The sequence below is a fragment of the Aquimarina mytili genome (assembly GCF_016735115.1).
Lineage (GTDB): Bacteria > Bacteroidota > Bacteroidia > Flavobacteriales > Flavobacteriaceae > Aquimarina > Aquimarina mytili.
The window spans coordinates 865293-885275 of record NZ_JAERQJ010000001.1 but is presented as its reverse complement, the minus strand read 5'-3'; the positions used below and the strand labels follow the sequence as shown (position 1 = coordinate 885275).

The window sequence follows — 19983 nt, the reverse complement described above, 5'->3', positions numbered from 1 at the left end:
AAAATTGTATATTGTCGTTGATTTTACGTTTTATATCGATAAAATTATAATATATGTAATCTAAAACCTACATGTATTAAAATTGAGGTTTAACCCTAAAACCAAACTATATGAAAACACTTTTACCCCTAATCGCTTTGTTTTTAACAAGCATTACTTTCGCAAACACAAAAATCGACATTTCATACAAGTTGATGTCGGTTACAGAGAACACTGTAGTTGATGGTTTAGATGAAAATACCGAAGAAGGTGTTATTTTCATTACTGAGAGCTTACATCTTGAAGCTGGCGCACGTATTAAAGTAAGAAATGCCTGCTTAATCATTCTTGGAAACTTAACCGGTACCGGTATTATTGATGTCGACAGTACAGCAACCGTAACTCTTGAAGGAGAGGAACAAGGAAGAATTACATTTATCAATAAATTTTTGGCTGATGATACTTGTCAACAAAGTACAGATCAGAAAACTTTTAGACATATTATAGAAGTACCTCAAGGCCTAAGATATAGTCTTTATACTACATCAGGAAGGTTATTAGACAAAGGACGAATTGACGACTACATACACTACCTTGTAGATCCAAAAACGTATTTAATCAAAGTAGAAGGTTATAAAATAAAAAAATACATATTCAAAGGTTAACCCATAATCAATAAAAGTAAGGTTTAGAATCCACGATAATTAATTACATATCGTGGATTTTTTTTATCTTATTACAAGCAAATCATTCCTTAATTTTATACAGATATTTGGGATGAAACACTAAATAACTTATATTTAAAAACTAATACCTCTAAAAATTACCCCTATCCCTAATTTTTGAATTACTAATTACGTAAGTAACCAAATCAATTATTATGACACGAAGATCGTGGTTCAAATCGGAGGCAACCAAATATGCATTTTACGGAATGTTCTTTGGTTTAATATTTCCAATTTTAGCTACGTGTATTGATATTTCAGCGCATGACCTTGAGTTTACTTGGCAATCTGCTTTGTTTGTTCAAAAAAACTCCCCTATTCATTATATTATAAATACTGCTCCTTTATTTTTAGGTTTATTTGCAATGTATGGTGGAAAAAACTTAGATAAATTACAAGAAAAAAATCAGCAAATACTGAAGGCTTCAAAATTTAAACAAGATTTTCTTGCAAACATGAGTCATGAAATAAGAACACCAATGGTTGGGGTTATCGGAATGATTGATCTACTCTACAAGACCACTAATTTAGATGATTTACAAAAAGAATATGTAAATATTATTCACAGATCCTCTCTCAACTTGTTGGATATTCTAAATCAAATTTTAGATCTTTCAAAAATAGAGGCGGGAAAATTTAAACTCTCTCCTCAAAACACAAATTTAAAAGAGTTAATTCTACAAAACATTGATCTTTTTATTGCCACAGCTAAAGCCAAAGAAATAGATTTAACCTTAGAGTACTCAGAGGAACTTCCAGAATTTGTTTTAACTGATAACCAAAGACTTACACAGATTATTTCAAATTTAATTGGTAACGCTATTAAGTTTACCGAAAAAGGAACTATAAAAATCAACACTACTTTAGAGTCAAAAAAGAGTAATGAATTAATTATCAAAATTGAGATCATAGATACAGGAGCTGGTATTTGCAAAGCAGATTTGGAAGATCTGTTTAATCGTTTTAGCCAATTTCATGAAGCATCTATTATAGCCGGAGAAGGAAGCGGACTAGGGTTAACTATATGCAAAAACCTTGTACAGTTAATGGGGGGTAAACTTAGTGTAGAAAGCGAACTTGGTAAGGGGAGTAATTTTTGGTTCACCTTTAAAACCAAAACCTCAAATATCTCTTCGAACCAAGAAACTAGAAGTAAAGTTGGCACTCAAAACCAAAATTATAACTTGCATGTCTTATTAGTGGAAGATTCTGACACGAATATACTGGTATCTCAACAAATTTTGAAATATTTGGGGTGTACTGTAGACATTGCAAAAGATGGTAAAAGCGCTTTAAAAAAATTTAAAGAAGACATGTACGATCTTATCTTAATGGATATCAATTTACCAGAATTAGATGGCGTACAAACTTGTAATTTAATCCGAACAAACTTTAATAAAATACCTCCAATTATAGCACTCACCTCAAATGCACTGCCAGGGGATGCAGAAAAATTTATAGCCAAAGGACTGGATGATTATATCACAAAACCTTTTACAACAGAGATCTTAAACATTAAACTCAAAAATTGGTTTGGGGACCACCATAAATATCATTAGATATGAAAATAGAAAACCCACCGTTTTTAATATTCTAATAAAATTATTGAATAAAAATCATTATCTTGTACATAAGCTCTTTTATGAGAATTTTAAAACTAAAAACTCGGGCTATGAACAAAAAAAGCATTCTATTCTGCAAAAAACATTTGACCTCTTTATTGTTTGTCTTTTTTCTTGTTGGGCAATCAAATAACATTCAGGCTTTTACGTATTTTCAAGATGACGCTGACTATAATGAGTATAAAGGAATTGTAGTTAGCAAAGAGACCAATCAATTACTTGTTTCTGCATCTATTTCTGTTAATAATACTAATATCTCTACCGTTACTAATGATGAGGGAGAGTTTTTACTAAAAGTTCCCAAAGACATTTCAAATAATGAAATCACAATTTCTTATCTAGGATATAATGATAAAGTCTTAAGTCTTTCAAAATTTCAAGGTAAGGAACTAAAAATAAAACTCGAATTATCAATTACTGAGCTTTCAGAAATTAATATTGATCCTAGAGACCCTGAATCTTTAATACGGGCGGTAATGAAGAAAAAAGGGAGTAATTATATCGATCACAATACTATTATGACTGCTTTTTACAGAGAAACTATTAAAAAACGTAGAAGTTATGTTTCTCTATCTGAAGCCGTTGTTGATGTATATAAAAACCCCTACGAGTCTTCCAAAACGGATATTATTAAACTATACAGAGCAAGAAAAAGCGCTGATTACAAAAAGCTAGACACCTTAACGGTAAAATTACAAGGAGGGCCATCAAGTACGCTATATATTGATGTAATGAAAAATCCTGAGATTCTTTTTACTGATAATATGCTAAATACGTACCAATTTAGTTTTGACAAATCCACTAAAATTAATGATCGATATATTTACGTATTAAAATTTAAACAGCGCCCACAGATAACCGAACCAATGTACTTCGGAAAACTCTATATAGATTCTGAAACTCTTGCAATGACCAAAGCTGTCTATAGCTTAAATATGGAAAACAAAGAAGAAGTAAGTAGAATGTTTGTGAGGAAAAAACCTAGAAATGCCAAGGTACAGCCTACAGAAGCAACCTACAATATAGATTATAGACAAAGTAATGGCAAATGGTATTATAGTTATGGAAGAATTGACCTTGCCATTAAAATTAATTGGAAAAAGAGACTATTCAATTCTGTATACAAACTAAATGTAGAAATGGCTATTACGGATTGGAAAAAGAATATTGATAATGAAACTCTAAAACCGAAAGATCGCTTAAAATCTACTGTTGTAATTAGCGATGAAGCATCCGGATTTTCTGATCCAAAGTTTTGGGGAGAATACAATGTTATCGAACCTGAAAAATCTATCGAATCTGCGATTAAAAAAATACAGAAACAACTGCGTAAACTAAATTGAGTTTCGTTTGATTGTAAAGCAAGTAATAAAAAAAGAATGCACTCCTATGCATTCTTTTTTTATTATTTAAATACCACTGTATCCACTATATAATTTTGTTATTTTTACCATCATCTAAATAAAGAGTTGCAACATCAACCCGTGTTGACAAGTCATTTATTACTAATAACGGTATACTTTTTGAGAATTAAGGCATGTTGAGAACACTTTTCATTATACTTTGCTGGATAAACATCCATACATTATTTGCACAAAAACCAATAGATTCTCTTGGTATTAAAAAAGATTTCAAAATTTTTGAAAACATCCTAAAAAATGGGCACCCCAGTCTTTATGAATATATTAATCAAGATTCTTTAGATTATCTTTTTAAAACTAAAAAAGAATCGCTTTCAAACGTTTCTACAGATATAGATCTATACAAAAAGATGCTTGACATAACGGATAAAGTAAAAGACGGGCACCTTTTGTTATTTGCCCCCAATACTATAAAAAGTGAACAATATTACTTTCCGTTAATTCTTAAAATTATTGATACAGAATTGTATACTGATACTGATGATTTTGATATTCCAATAGGGTCAAAAATCAATTCGATTAACAAAAAAAAGACTTCCAAAATTATTGAAAGTTTAAAGAAGTATGCAGCTACCGATGGATATAATTTGACTAGAAAATATAGAGATATCGAATTAAAATTTGGGTTGTTTTATGCCTACGAATACGGAATAGCAAAACGTTTCTCTATACAATATACAGAACCTGATGGTACAGAAAAGTCAATTGATCTTGATGCAGAGTCATTTGTAAAGGTTAAACTAAGGAATGTAAAACGTAATTCATATTTTGCTTCATATCATAACCAGACAAATAGATTTGATTTTTTTGACAAACACATCAATACCAAAGATCCTTTTGTTTATTATAAAGAAGAATTAAGTACTGCTATATTGGTTGTAAACACTTTCGGAATTGACGTACGCGTATTTAAGTCTAATCTTGTTAAAATTTTTAAAGAGTTAAAAGCAAAGAAAATTAAACATCTAATTGTAGATATACGTAATAATGATGGTGGCTTTAGACCAAATGCAGTTCATTTGTTTTCATTTGTAACAAAAAGACCATTTAAACAAATGGTAAGCGAATATGTTATTTCGTTATCTGTACAAGAAAAAGAATATGCTACACGAACATTTTTAAATGAAAAAGATTTTTTAACCGATAGATTTAAAAACCACCCTGTTTATGATGGTTGGAAATTAACTTTTGATGACCTCGAATCTATAATGGTCCCTGATCATTATAATAGATTTAAAGGAAAGGTATATGTACTAACCAGTGGGACTACTTTTTCTGCAGCTTCTACCTTTGCTCTCAATGCAAAAAACGATAACGACATCACGCTAATAGGAGAAGAAACCGGTGGAGGATATCACTTATTAAATGGACAATTTCCTGTATATTATGAATTTCCTAATTCAAAAATTATCATGGTTATGTCTATGGTTAAAGTACAAAATTATGTCAAAGATAAAACCGTACCTATAGGGTCAGGAGTACCTCCTGATAAATATATTGATCTTTCTGTACAACAATTAATAGATGGCAAAGATCCTTTATTAGATTATATTTTTAGATTGATCAAAGGATAAAATGATAATTTTTATTGGATATACGTATTTACACTTGTAGTAAGTTTACATGAAGCATGCAACATTTGCTTAAATCTCAAAGCGATATTTTCGTCATTAAATTTCATGGCTTCACTTATACTATTAGACAATACAAGTTCCCCAATAAGATATTCTACAAAATAATTCTGATCTTCAGTTAAAAGCACGTATTCTGTCATACTATAAAAATTATCAAGGCTAAAATAGATCTTTAAATAGATCCAAATTGATGATCCGCTGAATACTTTTACACAGAAGTATTAACAATTATCATTCACTTAAAATGGATTAGCAATCAACTTCCTGAAATATTGAACACTAAACAAAATCATAAGTATTTTAAAATTTTAAAAATTACAAAGGACACATTCCTGCTACAACATAGGCACAAGCAATTTTCTACGGAAAGCATTTTTATAGACCCCTATGTTACAGAACATATAAAAATAAAAGATCGAGACTACCATTGGTAAAAAAACCGGTTAAAAACAAAGCTCTAACCGGAGGTCTTATATAATATAAGTCTTTGTAATGTAAAAAATAATATAATTAATAATTACATACTAATGTTTGTTAGCTATAACTAGGTTTAATTTTTCTTAAAAGCCCAATTTCTATATACTCCGAAATTTTATCAGCTTTACCTATTTTTTCAGTTTCAATAGGTATCCAACCATCTATCTTAATCATATCATTGGGATTACTACTAAAGAACATTTCATATTCGTATCCTTTCAATCCTTTTGGTACAAAGGAAGGCATTGGATTATTTTTGGCTTTATCTGCAATTCTTCTTTGGACAATCTCTATTTTGGATGCAAGATCTAAAGTTTCTGTATCTCTATGCACTTCTACATCTAAAAACTCTGCAATTGATGCCATAATTACCTCTTCTAAATTCATAATCATGATTTTTGGGTTAATATTAATACTGTTTATTAAAACAGGGGTCAAATCAAAAAAAAACATTAATAAATCAAATTACACCCCTATAAAAACTAAACAAATCTATACATAAACGACATAAAAATAAAAATATACCCTAAAAAATATAGGGTATATTACCAATAATTACACTTTACTAAAATTTAATTTATATAAATTGACTATTTAATAATACAAGAACATAAAAAATTGTTTTTTTAAAACTCACTTACATTAGCCATTTCTTAGCCAACCCCTTTAAAGCCTTAATATTTTGTTAATGAAAGGTAAAAAAAATGATTATTAAAAAGAGATGAGAATATTTCTGAATTTTCCTTTAAACAACTTCTAGGTTGATTTTCTGAAAATTGTCTTTTGAAGCTTCACATAGAGAACAACAATAGTCATCAGGAAGGTCTGCAAAATCAATTCCCGCAGAAATATTAAAAGAAGCATCCCCTAATGTAGGGTCGTAAACATTTTGACAATCTTTACACTGATATACTTCAATTTCAAGAATTTCTTTCTTTGTGGTTTGGTTATTATTTTGCTCAACCTCTGTCGTTCCAAGGTTTTGAAAATAAGTTTTAGTTAGCTCCAGCAATAAACCTGGAAGATCGATTTGATCAACATCTTGAGCATAAACAATATATTTTTGGGTATTTGAATTAAAATTTCTAGCATACAATACATTGTAAGTGGGTCTAACCACAAAATCCTTAACAGCCGACGGGGTTTTATTCTCTTCTATCATTATAGAAGTAAAATATCGTTTTTGGTTACGGCTTGCAGTAATACCAAACGTTAATCCATATGTACTAATATCATTTTGATCAAAATTCATGACCAAAAACTTCTTAAGATCTAATGCTTTTTTATTATGTACAGGCAAATGCCAATTTAACTCCAAAGCAGAATGTCGAACATTTATTCCGGACTGTCCTAATAGCTTCTCTAGAGCTAATTTACTTTCTTTAGGGATTCCTTTTATAATAAACGACTTCCAGGGAGTTAAACAAATTTTCCCTATTCTATGTTCTAAACAAAATTGGCATAGTGTTTTAAGAAATTTTAAATCATACTGGTTATTTCTCCAGTACAATCCCAACCAATACTGGTTTATCCCCATTTTATTCATCCCTTCATAATATGGAAAGGGATTAAATTCAATTTGCAGCGGTTTCTCAATGATTCGATTATTTGTATCCAAATTTTCATTAAGAAATTGAAAAAGCTCATCAATATCATCTACAGTTTCATATTGCTTTTCTATTGCTTCTGCTACCTTAGCAATATCCCAGGTATAGATTAACGCAGGATAATACACCTCTTCCCAACCCGGCAGCTTTAGGAACAAATACCAATAATCCTCATGAGGAGAAGCTATAAAATTTAAATCTCCTGTAAACAACGATACCACTTGTTGCTTTGGATCTGTAATATTGATTTTTAACGTAGGTGTATACCTAAAATCTTCTAAAATATATAAGTATGTAGTTCCTCTTAGCCATACAGTAGAGTCAAAAATATCAATAGAAACATACGAACAACTTATGTTTTCTTGTGTTTCTGAAGCAAAAAAAGCAGGATCAAAAGCGTCATGTTTAGTAAGTATATTACCATCTTTGTCCTTTGAAGGAAATATAATATCCTGTCTAGATCCAAAATGAAAGGTTTCTAAACCCAGCTTTTGACCATATTCAATAATACGCTGTAACTCTATAGGCGATAAAATACCTCCTTTTATATCAACTCTGTGCAGGGACAATTCTTTCTCCATAATTAAACCATTTGCATAACAGCATTCAACACTTCTTTTACTTCGGGTTTACAACTGCCGCATCCTAAACCAGCTCCAGTTTTTATACAAAGTTCTGAGAAATCTTCGCATCCAGATCTTATAACTTTTTCTAGATTGCCTTCTCCAACCTGGCTGCATGAACAAATTAGTTTACCCACAACGGGCTCGCTTGGTTGCGAAGAACGCAATAACTCTTCTCTTTTCTCAGATAGCTCTATTTTTTTCTCTATAAGACTCTTAAAATCGGCAAATTCTTTCTTATCCCCCATTAAAATAGCCCCAATTAGCCTGTCATTTTGTACGATACATTTTTTATAGAAACGTTTTCTTACATCCATGAAAACAATTTCTTCAAAGGATGGATCATTTTTTGGCACATCTATATTTCCAATACTACAAAGATCAAGGTCTTCAAACTTTAAAATATTCATAAATACAGAACCTCGATAGATTGCGCTAAAATCACCTAGTAAATATTTTGCTACGATATCTGCCTGTTGTTCGGCAGCTGCTGTTATACCATACAAATCCCCTTCAAACTCTGCTATTTCACCTATGGCAAAAATATTAGTATCACTTGATTGTAAATATTGATTTACTAAAATTCCTCTTCGGCAATTCACTCCTGTTTTTTTAGCCAGATCAATGTTTGGTATAGTACCTATAGAGTACACAACGGCATTGCAAGTAAATGACTTCCCAGACTTTAGATTAACCAATAAATCTCCGGAATCCTGATTAAAAACGGTATCAACCTCGTTATCAAAATGAATCTGAATTCCTTTTTCTTGCACGTCTTCTGCCAATAATCTACTAGCCACTATATCCAACTGGCGCTCCATTAATCGATTGCCCCGTTGTACGATAGAAATTTTCATATCTTTCTTTCTTAGAGCGGCTGCTAGTTCTAAGCCTAATAATCCTCCTCCTACAATTGTAACATGTTGTTCGTTTTCGGGCAATCCCGTTTGATCAAGATATTCTTTTAATTTATCGGCATCACTTCGATCACGCATAGTAAACCTACCTGGCAAATGAAAAGGTACTTCTTTTGGTACAAAAGCACGACTACCTGTTGCCATCAAAACTACATCATAGTTATGTTTTTGATTTTGACTATCAATAATATATTTTTCTTCTCTATTGATCTCTTTAATTGGATTGCTTGTAGAGAGTGTTACATTAAGAGATTCCATATTTCCCTCTCTCATCTTTTGTAATTGCTCCCATTTCAATTCATCACTTACGTATTCTGGAAGTAATACCCTATTATAAAAAGGATAAGGTTCTTTGGAAAACACAACAATTTCATCATGATTGTTAAATTCTCTATAGGTTTGAATAAACCGATAAGCTGCTGTTCCTGCTCCTATGATACAGATTTTTTGCTTTGGTTTCACATATTTTGAAACCCGAACTGCAGTAAATTTGAAATCTGGTTCTTTGGAAATAGGATCAACAATATTTGTTGTTAGATTATTAGCTCTTCCATAATCGTTACCCAATACTTTACCCCAATGCATTGGAAGAAAAACGACTCCTTTTTTAATGGTATCGCTTACTTTTATTTTCACCTGTACTTTCCCCCTTTTACTTTCAACAACAACTATATCACCTTCTTTTAATTTCAATAAAAAAGCATCAACTTGATTCATTTCCAAAAATGGATCTGAAATGTGCGTAAGGAGTCTATTGACCTTTCCTGTTTTGGTTCTGGTATGCCATTGATCACGAACTCTTCCTGTAGTGAGAATAAGCGGATAGTCTTCAGTAAGTAATTCTGAAGTGGGTTTTGTAAATCTTGGCACTACAAATTTTGCATTTCCGGTATCGGTATAAAACTTTTTATCTTCAAAAAGTCGTGATGTACCTTCATGATTATTTTGAGGTACAGGCCATTGAAAACTTCCTTCTTCTTTTAATCGGGTATAACTTAGTCCAGAAATATCAATATTTGTGCCTTTGGTTAATAAGCAATGTTCTTTATACACCTCTTCTGCAGAATTGTAATCAAATCCATGATACCCCATTCTTCTTGCAAATCTCCATAATATCTCTGAATCGGAAATTGCTTCGCCAGGAGGATCAATTACTTTATTAAGATATGTAATACGGCGCTCGCTATTGGTCATTGTCCCTTCCTTTTCTGCCCATCCGGCAGCTGGCAGCAACAAATCAGCATATTCTGTAGTTTCAGATCGATGCGAAATATCTTGTACAATAACGTATTTAGCTTTTTTTAGCGCATTTTCAACTTTATTTGCATTTGGTAAACTTACTAAAGGGTTGGTACATATAATCCAAACCGCTTTTAGCTTTCCACTTTCTAAAGCATCAAACATCTCTGTTGCTGTAAGTCCTGGTTTTGGTGATATTTCTTTTCCTCCCCAAAAATTAGCCACTTCTCTTCTATGATCATCATTAGCTAAATTTTTATGAGCAGCTAACAGATTTGCCATACCCCCTACTTCTCGACCTCCCATTGCATTAGGCTGTCCAGTTAGAGAAAATGGTCCAGATCCAGGTTTACCAATATGTCCGGTTAATAAAGACAGGTTTAGTAGTGCATTATTTTTGTTTACCCCAATAGAACTTTGGTTTAATCCCATTGCCCAAAGCGTAATAAATCCCTTAGCATCCGCTATATATGAAGCAGCTTTCTTGATTTCAGCTACGGTAATTCCACATAATTTAGCAGCTTCCGCCAAGGAAGTTGACCGCAAAGATTCTTTCAACTTTTCAAAATCATTAGTATGATTATTAATGAAATTTTTGTCTATTTTTTTTCTATCAATAAGCCTTTTTGCGATAGCATTATATAAAATCACATCGGTTCCAGGAAGAATTTGTAAATGTAGATCTGCTATATCGCATGATTGTGTTCTTCGGGGGTCTACTACTATGATTTTTGTGTTAGGATTCTTTTCTTTTTGTGCTTCAATTCTTCTAAACAAAATAGGATGACACCAAGCGGGATTTGCACCAGCAATCATAAAACAATCTGCAAGTTCTATATCTTCATAAGCAATAGGAACACTATCTTCTCCTAAAGCCTGCTTATACCCAACAACCGCAGAACTCATACATAACCTAGAATTGGTATCAACATTATTAGTTCCAATAAATCCCTTCGCGAGTTTATTCACTAAATAATATTCTTCAGTTAAACATTGCCCAGAAACATAAAACCCTACACTGTCAGGTCCATATTTTTTGATGATGGTACTAAAAACCGCAACCGCTTTTTCTAACGCTTGCTCCCAAGATACGCGCTGGCGATCATGCCCTTTGCTCCATCTCATTTCTGGATATAAAATACGGTCACTCTTATCCTGAACAACATGATGAAGATTCATCCCTTTTGAGCACAACATGCCTCTATTTACGGGGTGGTCGGGATCTCCCTCAACTGTGATTACTCCTTTTGTATCTTTTTTGGCGATGATCCCACAACCAACTCCACAATAGGAACATGTTGTTTTATATGATTTGAATGCCGGCATATTTTATTTCTACGCTAATATTAGAAATTCAAAACTAAGTATTAATACGTATGTATCATAGTTTAGTAACTGATTTCTGTTCTTGAAGTGAAAGAATTATTAATTCAGCAAAATATGTCTATTTAAAAAACGGTATTGAGACTATCAGGAAGTCTATTTTATCATATTTATTATAAAAAAACCGGTTACAAACTTGTTGTAACCGGCAACACAAGAAACACTTAAAGTAACATAGTTCTTTAAAGTGTTTCAACACTAAGTTATATATACTTTTATAATTTTATTGCAACATATCAATATTCTAGGAATACAATTCTATGTAACGATTAGAACCCTACTTTATTCTATAAAAAAAGTAGGAAAGACTGATTTTTATGTCGTCGATAGTTAAGCACAAAAGTTGTAATATATTAAATATACCAATAATCCTTGAATCGGAAATAAAAATCATCGGCAAAATTCTTTTTTTTATTCGTCATTAATCATAATGTATATATTATCACTAATGCTCCAAAAAGTTAATTAAGTGTTCCCTGTATTTGTAGTAATCTGGATGCTCCAAAACATCTTTCCTAAGACGAGGTCTTTCAAAATCTATCTCTAATATATCTCCAACTTTTGCTCTAGGGCCACTTGTCATCATAATGACCCTATCAGCAAGAAATATTGACTCATCAACATCATGAGTTATCATAATGGCCGTTATTTTTTCTTGATTCCACACTTCTATAAGCACATCCTGTAGTTCGCCTCGGGTTAAAGAATCCAGCATTCCAAAAGGTTCATCTAATAGTAAAACCTTCGGTTTCAGGGCAAATGCCCTTGCTATACCAACGCGTTGTTGCATTCCTTGTGATAATTCTTTGGCTTTTTTATGCATTGCATCTTCCAAACCAACTTTAGCCAAGTAGTACTTCACTATATCATCTCGATCTTTTTTGGTTCCATGTGCAAAAACTTGTTTTACTCCTAGCATTACATTTTCATAAGCAGTCATCCAGGGTAAAAGGCTCGGAGATTGAAAAATTACTCCGCGATCAGGCCCAGGTCCTTTTACCGTTCGATTATTAACTACAATTGTCCCTTTGGAGATCGGATTAAGACCTGCTATCATTGTAAGCAATGTTGATTTTCCGCAGCCCGAATGACCTATAATAGAAACAAACTCTTCATGCTTTATCTTAAGATCAAGATCATCTAGAACTACATAATCTCCTTTAGGTGTTGGATATATTTTGGTAAGGCCCGAAATATCAAGCATATATTTATCTTCAAATAATCCATTTTCTATTCTTCGCGTTGCTGTTTTTTCAAGTATTTTCATATTATACTTTTTATCCAAAGTTTAACTTTCCGAATGGTGCAGGTTTAATCACTGGTTTAATATCGGGCAATGCATAATTATTTTCCTTCTTAGAAGCACGTTGCTCTCCAATCTGAATTAAGTATTCCATAATACTGTTTCTTAGTTTTTTGTACTCCTCATTATGATTAAGAGCAGTTTTATCTCTTGGTCGTTCAAGATTAATATTATACTCCGGGCCCAGAGTAGCTTTAGGTCCCGGTTTTAGAGGAATAATTCTATCTGCCATCAAGATCCCTTCATCTACATCATTGGTAATTAATAATGCCGTCTTCTTATCCTTGTTCCAGATGTTTAGTATTTCTTGCTGAAGATTCCCTCGGGTTAACGCATCAAGGGCACTTAGCGGTTCATCCATAAGAATTACTTCCGGACTCATCGATAATGCTCGGGTTACAGATACTCTTTGTCTCATACCTCCAGAAAGTTCTTTGGGCAACTTATTTATAGCTGGTGACAGATTAACCATCTCCACAAACTCCTCTACTCTTTTCTTCCTATCTCTTCGGGTCATTTTTTTAAAAGCTTCCTTAACAGCCATACCGACATTGCTTCCAACATTCAACCATGGCAATAAAGAATAATTCTGAAAAATCACTCCTCGTTCATGACTAGGACCTGTTACAGGTTCTCCTTTAAAAAGAACCTCTCCTTCATCGGGCATGATCAAACCCGATATTAGATTGATTAAAGTAGTTTTACCACTCCCGGTAAACCCAACAATCGCAACAAACTCTCCTTCTTCAATTTCAAGGTTGATGTTTGATAATACCTGAGTGCGATCTTTTCCAATACCAAATGATTTAGATACGTTTCTTAATTCAATATATGCCATACATCTATCTTTAAGCGGTTTCTTCAGTAAATGTTACAAACTTTTGGATAGTAAGCATTATACGATCTAATAAAAACCCAATGATACCAATCACAAACATCGCTACTATAATTTTTGAGTTAGAATCATTGGCTCCATTTTGAAATTCTTCCCATACAAACGAACCAAGACCTGGACTTTGAGCAAGCAATTCGATAGCAATTAGCACCATCCATGCTACTGACAGCGTAATTCGAAGTCCTGTAAAAATAAGCGGGAATGAGGATGGTAAAATGATTTTAAACACCTTTTGCCCTACATTAAGCTGCAATACCTTAGCCACATTAATGTAGTCCTTATCAACTGAAGACACTCCCATACTTGTATTCACCAAAGTAGCCCACATAGAACATAACCCAACACTTATAAAGGAAATGATAAACGAACTATCAGAATCTGAATTTCTTGTCAATGTTTTGACTATCATAAACACCAACAACAACCAAACCACCGGAGAAACTGGTTTAAAGATTTGTATTAACCAATTAACCGATGACCTGAGTGTAGGACTAAGCCCTAGCATAATACCTATAGGAACCGCAATTAAAAATGCCAATAAAAATCCTGCAAAAACAGTTTTAAGACTCGTTAAGATTTGGTCAACAAAAGATGGGCGTCCTGTATATTTTATTGGTATTAAACCTTGCGCTTCTCGTTGTGTATTTGTTGTAGCAATTTTTTCTGAAAATGCAGCTTTCTTTTGCGAAATCGCCCTATGATCTGCTAAAAGTGATTTATAAGCATCCCAAACCTGTGATGGAGAAGGCAAAGTGTTAGGCTGACAACTTATGTCTCCAGATTCTATACACGCTTTCATTTCTGAAGCTGCAACTTCTCCTCTATCATTTAGAGCTTTTTCTATACGTGCATCTTTTTCAATATTGTATAAATAAGTCGCTCCTGAATGCCAAAATATTAAAAACAATCCTACTGAAAGAATAGGTAGAAATACTTTTTTAAATAAGGCAATCAAATTTTTCTTGACTTCTTCTCCAGAGGCCAATCTAATTGCCGGCTCGAAAAAACTTAACCCTACAAAATTTAGGATATGAATTGATCTATCTTTCATTTATCAAAATTTATATATTGCTGTTACTTTAGTTTTAACATAACAGTACACCAAGCGGTTATTTCACCCGGCATACTATTATTTACTACTATTGAATACTAGGAACTTCCGTTTCTTTATTTCCTATACTAAAACTATTTATATACCCTAAAGGATCTTTTGCATCATATTTTTTACCATCTATAAAATCTGTAGTAGCAGGTTTGTAACCATCAGTCTTAGGTAGCTCTGAAGATTCTAGATAGCCTTCTTCAACCAAAAGATTTGCAGCCTTGATCCAAATATCTGGTCTATAAATTTCTTTGATCTTGCTATGATACCAATCCGCTGGTTTGCTTTCTGGTATTTGTCCCCATCTCCTCATCTGGGTTAAGAACCAGATTCCATCAGAATAAAATGGATAAGTTGCATGATAACGATAAAACACATTAAAATCTGGCATTTCTCTCTTATCCCCTTTTTCAAACTCGAACGTACCCGTCATAGAATTTGCCAAAACCACTTCATCTGCACCAACATACTCTGGCATAGATAATATTTTAACCGCTTCCTTACGATTTCCTGGAGTATCTAACCATTTACCTGCTCTAATCAAAGCTTTTGTAACCGCAGTAGCAGTATTCGGGTATTGTTCTACAAATTTTTTGGTCATTACAAACACCTTCTCTGGGTTGTTTTTCCAGATATCATAGTTGGTAGTAACTGGCACTCCAATGCCCTTAAAAACGGCTTGTTGATTCCATGGTTCACCAACACAATAACCATAAATAGTACCCGCTTCCAGAGTTGCCGGCATTTGTGGTGGTGGAGTTACAGACAACAATACATCTGCATCAATTTGCCCTTGTATATTATTCTTAGAATACATTCCTGGATTGATCCCAGCCGCTGCCAACCAATATCGTATTTCATAATTATGAGTAGATACTGGAAAAACCATTCCCATTTTAAAAGGTTTTCCTTCATTCTTGTAAGATTCAATAACAGGTTTTAGTGCTTTCGCCGAAATTGGATGTATCGGCTTTCCATCTTCACCAACAGGAACATTGGGTTTCATTTTTGACCAAACATCATTAGACACTGTAATTCCATTTCCGTTTAGATCCATAGAAAAAGGCGTTACTAAATCTGCTTGCCTACCAAATCCTGCTCCTGCAGCAATAGGCTGTCCTGCCAACATATGTGAACCATCCAATTGCCCATCAATAACCCTATCTAATACATTTTTCCAATTCGATTGCGCTTCTATCGATACGAAAAGACCTTCATCCTCGAAGAATCCCTTTTCTTTAGCTATAGCAAGGGGCGCCATATCGGTTAACTTAATAAAACCAAAAGTTAATTGTGGCTTTTCTATAAGTAGCTTCGAAGAACCACTTACCGAAGAATCACTTGCTGCTATTTGTTTTTTCTTTTCTCCACCACAAGACATTAGCGTCATTGCGGTCATAATAATTACAATTTTAAGATATACTGTTTTCATAACTCTGTGTTTTGAGAATTTCACTAATAGAATCAATTCAAAACTAAGTATTATTACTTATTTAAAAACTATTTAAAGAATAAAAAGTACGTATTAATGTAATTATTATGCATAATAAAATAAGTAGTTATATTAATTATCTTTTTAATAATTTACCCCTTACAAAATTAAAAATAACATAAAAAGAAAGAAACAGACTTTAAAAAACCCTTTTAAATCAAGGTATATACATTAAAAAAAGATGGTTTCAACGTAATTAAACCAAATAAATATATTCAACTGAATAAAGAAAATTATCAAACAGCTTGAACTTTTGGTGGTAGAAAAAAAATAAGTATTTTTACTTAAAATATTTTTATTAACCCCTAGATAAACAACTATCCTATGAAAACTAAAATCATATCTATTTTTTTTACGTTTACCTTACTATGTGTAACAAAATTGCATTCGCAATCTCAGAGTTATGGAAGTATTAGCTACAATAAGGCTGTTAATATTTCGGGAAAACAAAGAATGTTATCTCAAAAAATGTCTAAAGCCTATTTATTATTAGCTAAGGGAATCAACAACAAAGAAATCTCTAAAGAATTAAATTCCAGTAAGTTTATTTTTGACAAACAATTAGAAATTTTAACTCAAAATGCTTCAAGTACTGCGGTTAAATTATCGATAAAGAATGTAAAAAAGTTCTGGTCAAAATTTAAAGGGTTAATTTCCACAGCTCCCAGCTTTACAAATTCATTAGAGGTTATGGAACTCAATACAAAATTACTAAGTGCATGTCATGAATTAGTGTTAAGCATCGAAACAAGCTCGAAATATAATAATCAATTTTTTAAAACCGAAAATCAAGACCTAATAAGCATTATTAATGTATCAGGAAAACAGCGAATGCTATCTCAAAGACTTTGTTTATATTATACCGCTTCTAGTATGTTTCCAAACAAAAAAGCAGAATACAGACGAATTTTAAATCAAGTTTTTGAAGAATTCGACAGCGTTATTGGTGATTTATTAATTAGTAGTTATAATACTACAGAAATTGAAGAAGAACTTGGTAATGTAATGTCTATCTGGGAGAAATTTCAATCAAATAAAAAAGGATTTTATAGCAATGGATTTACGCTTGAAGAAGTTTTTTACACTTCTAACAATCTCACTAAAAGTTTTAATAAAATTACCGGAATCTACGAGTTGATTGCAAAAAGTACATAAAAAACTGGCTAGGGAATCATTCCATATTCCCTAGCCTTATTATTTAGTTCAGACACATTTTTAACTCCCATTTTTTTCATCAAATTAAATCGATGAACTTCAGTAGTACGTTTACTGATTTTAAGTTCTTCGGCTATATCTTTGTTCGTTTTTCCGGAAATAGCAAGTCGTAGAATTTGATTTTCTCTTTTTGTCAAATCAAATGGGTTATGCATCTTTTCTTTTGATTCCATGACATCGGAAGCCATATCAGAGGCATCAACATTTTTTTCAGACTTTATTTTTCTCACCAAAATTGAAGAAACATCACCACTAAAGTATTTTTCCCCTCTACTTACAACCGAAAGAGCCTTCATAAACTCTTCCTTACTAGAACCTTTCAGAAGATATCCATCTGCACCCGCATTAATAGACTGTAAAATATATTCATCAGAATCATGCATAGACAGCATAACAAACTTAGTTGGCACATTCATTTTTATCATTTCCTGAACCATTTCAATACCCGACATTTCTGGCATGCGGATATCACATATAGCAATATCAGGTTTGATTGATTTTACCAATGTAATAGCATCTTTTCCATTGGATGCCTCGCCAACAACCTCATAATCATCCTCTTCCTCTAAGATTGCACGAATACCATCTCTTACCATAAAGTGATCATCAACTAATATTATTTTAATCATGTATTTAATCTAAGTAGTTATTAAAAGGTCATATTTACTTTCAAATAAACGAAATATATGAATTATTCAAAAGTAGCTACATAAATTTAAACAAATGAAAACAAAGCATACGTATTTTTACATAAAAAAAAGTCTAAAAATAAGTATTAATACTTAGATTTGAGTCATAAATCAATAACTAATAGAATCAACAGAAAAGACGAATCAAAACTTGTCATGTAATCAATTGCAAGACAATAAAACTATTTTTAAATGAAAAACAAGTTATATTTTGCCTTACTTCTATTCGTAGTGGCAATAAAGGGAAAAGCACAAGAGGTTAGTATTGATGCCGATATCAGACCTCGATTCGAGTATTTAAACGGTTTTGGCAGCCTTATCCCAGAAGGCGTTGATGCGGGGATATTTGTTCAACAACGCTCTCGCTTAAAGCTTGGATATAAACAGGAAAAATTCTCAGCTTATGTAAGTGTACAGGATGTAAGTGTCTGGGGAGATACACCCCAAATTGCAGCTGCAGATAACAACAACAGTTTCTCTTTAGCTCAAGCCTGGATTGATTTTAAGTTCGGAAGTGGCTGGTCAACAAAACTTGGTAGACAGGCACTGTCGTATGATGATCAACGAATCTTTGGAGGTCTAGATTGGGCTATGCAAGGACGTTTTCATGATGCGGCTCTACTTAAATATACAAAAGAAGGATTTAAGTTTGATCTTGGTGTTGCTTTCAATCAAAATGGTGTTAGTCGGCAAACGACTCTCTTTGATCCAAATAACTCGGGAAATGCCAGAGCAGTATTCGACTATAAAGGAATGATATATGCATGGCTGCATAAAGATTGGGAGAAGTTCTCAGCAAGCCTTTTAGTTGCTAATAATTCTTATCAAAATTTAGACCCAACCGATGGTCAAACACCAATTGATGGTAATGTAAATCGTCAAACCTTTGGAACACATTTGGTCGCAAAACCCTCAAAGGGCTTATCTATTACTGCTAACATATATGGTCAAACAGGAGAGTTTACTGAAGAAGTCGATCTATCTGCTTACAATGCTATGTTAGAGGTTAACTACAAACCAGGGAAAACATTATTTGGGCTTGGGTTCGAAACACTTAGTGGTGATGACAATGGTGGAAGTGATGGTGAAATCGAATCATTCTTTCCAATTTTTGGTACCAATCATAAATTTAATGGGTATATGGATTATTTTTATGTCGGTAATCATGCAAACAATATTGGATTAAATGATATCTATGCAAAAACAGTAATTAAAACCGGAGAGAAATCGAGTTTACTATTGAAAGCACATTACTTTGCTGGAGCTGAAAGCCTGGGTGCAAATGTTGATGATTATCTAGGAACCGAATTGGATATCGTTTATACTCAAAAACTACTGCCATTTGCTACCTTGAAAATAGGGTATTCTCATATGTTTGCTTCTGACTCTATGGAGATTCTAAAAGGAGTTTCAGAACCGGCAGATGCACAATATTGGGGATGGGCTATGCTAGTTGTAAAACCAAATTTCTTAAAATGGAGCCCAAAACCAACTCCAACTGAAGAGCAATAATATATTTCTAATTTTTAACAACAGTTAACCTTGCCAAAATCATTTTTAGCAAGGTTAACTGTTTATTTTTTTGGAATCGTCAATTTCCCCTAGCTATAATTACGTATTATTCACTAATTAATTAAGTATTAATACTTAATTTTGAATT

General features: G+C 32.7%; 15 protein-coding genes. 6 read left to right on the top strand and 9 right to left on the bottom strand.

All coding sequences use genetic code 11. The annotated features are described in order from the left end of the window. The first annotated feature begins 110 nt into the window (after nt 1-110). From JJQ60_RS03860 to JJQ60_RS03845, 4 genes are all read left to right on the top strand, one after another. Nucleotides 111-644, top strand: a complete 534-nt coding sequence (locus tag JJQ60_RS03860) for an Ig-like domain-containing protein (protein ID WP_201916801.1) — start codon at nt 111-113, stop codon at nt 642-644. 215 nt (nt 645-859) lie between these two features. Beyond that, the gene (locus JJQ60_RS03855; RefSeq protein WP_201916799.1) at nt 860-2263 is read left to right on the top strand and encodes an ATP-binding protein; all 1404 of its coding nucleotides are present in this window, start codon (nt 860-862) and stop codon (nt 2261-2263) included. A 113-nt stretch (nt 2264-2376) separates the two neighbouring features. Beyond that, entirely contained in the window at nt 2377-3669 is a 1293-nt protein-coding gene (locus JJQ60_RS03850) for a carboxypeptidase-like regulatory domain-containing protein (RefSeq protein ID WP_201916797.1), read from the top strand. A gap of 194 nt (nt 3670-3863) precedes the next feature. Then, nucleotides 3864-5321: a S41 family peptidase gene (locus JJQ60_RS03845; RefSeq protein WP_201916795.1), complete on the top strand. Its 1458-nt coding sequence runs from the start codon at nt 3864-3866 to the stop codon at nt 5319-5321. A gap of 11 nt (nt 5322-5332) precedes the next feature. Here the strand turns inward: JJQ60_RS03845 and JJQ60_RS03840 are convergent, their stop codons facing one another. From JJQ60_RS03840 to JJQ60_RS03805, 8 genes are all read right to left on the bottom strand, one after another. Beyond that, a complete protein-coding gene (locus JJQ60_RS03840; protein WP_201916793.1) occupies nt 5333-5521 on the bottom strand; it encodes a hypothetical protein in 189 nt (62 codons plus the stop codon). 394 nt (nt 5522-5915) lie between these two features. Continuing rightward, entirely contained in the window at nt 5916-6245 is a 330-nt protein-coding gene (locus JJQ60_RS03835; RefSeq protein ID WP_201916791.1) for a hypothetical protein, read from the bottom strand. A 358-nt stretch (nt 6246-6603) separates the two neighbouring features. Continuing rightward, nucleotides 6604-8046: a rubredoxin gene (locus JJQ60_RS03830; protein WP_201916789.1), complete on the bottom strand. Its 1443-nt coding sequence runs from the start codon at nt 8044-8046 to the stop codon at nt 6604-6606. Between the two features lie 2 nt (nt 8047-8048). Continuing rightward, nucleotides 8049-11570, bottom strand: a complete 3522-nt coding sequence (locus tag JJQ60_RS03825; RefSeq protein ID WP_201916787.1) for a nitrate reductase — start codon at nt 11568-11570, stop codon at nt 8049-8051. A gap of 502 nt (nt 11571-12072) precedes the next feature. Then, nucleotides 12073-12894, bottom strand: coding sequence for an ABC transporter ATP-binding protein (locus JJQ60_RS03820; RefSeq protein ID WP_201916785.1), 822 nt, complete (start codon nt 12892-12894; stop codon nt 12073-12075). 10 nt (nt 12895-12904) lie between these two features. Then, nucleotides 12905-13768, bottom strand: a complete 864-nt coding sequence (locus JJQ60_RS03815) for an ABC transporter ATP-binding protein (RefSeq protein WP_201916783.1) — start codon at nt 13766-13768, stop codon at nt 12905-12907. 10 nt (nt 13769-13778) lie between these two features. Beyond that, the gene (locus JJQ60_RS03810; RefSeq protein WP_201916781.1) at nt 13779-14876 is read right to left on the bottom strand and encodes an ABC transporter permease; all 1098 of its coding nucleotides are present in this window, start codon (nt 14874-14876) and stop codon (nt 13779-13781) included. An 88-nt stretch (nt 14877-14964) separates the two neighbouring features. Then, a complete protein-coding gene (locus JJQ60_RS03805) occupies nt 14965-16359 on the bottom strand; it encodes a CmpA/NrtA family ABC transporter substrate-binding protein (RefSeq protein ID WP_201916780.1) in 1395 nt (464 codons plus the stop codon). A 384-nt stretch (nt 16360-16743) separates the two neighbouring features. Here JJQ60_RS03805 and JJQ60_RS03800 point away from each other — a divergent pair, with 384 nt between their 5' ends. Then, nucleotides 16744-17574, top strand: a complete 831-nt coding sequence (locus tag JJQ60_RS03800) for a type IV pili methyl-accepting chemotaxis transducer N-terminal domain-containing protein (RefSeq protein ID WP_201916778.1) — start codon at nt 16744-16746, stop codon at nt 17572-17574. Between the two features lie 8 nt (nt 17575-17582). On the opposite strand, the gene JJQ60_RS03795 is transcribed toward JJQ60_RS03800, so the two are convergent. Beyond that, on the bottom strand, nt 17583-18263 hold the full coding sequence (locus JJQ60_RS03795) for a response regulator (RefSeq protein ID WP_236669027.1): 681 nt from the start codon (nt 18261-18263) through the stop codon (nt 17583-17585). Between the two features lie 252 nt (nt 18264-18515). Between JJQ60_RS03795 and JJQ60_RS03790 the strand changes: the two genes are divergently transcribed. Further along, nucleotides 18516-19835, top strand: coding sequence for an alginate export family protein (locus JJQ60_RS03790; RefSeq protein ID WP_201916776.1), 1320 nt, complete (start codon nt 18516-18518; stop codon nt 19833-19835). Nucleotides 19836-19983: the final 148 nt, after the last annotated feature.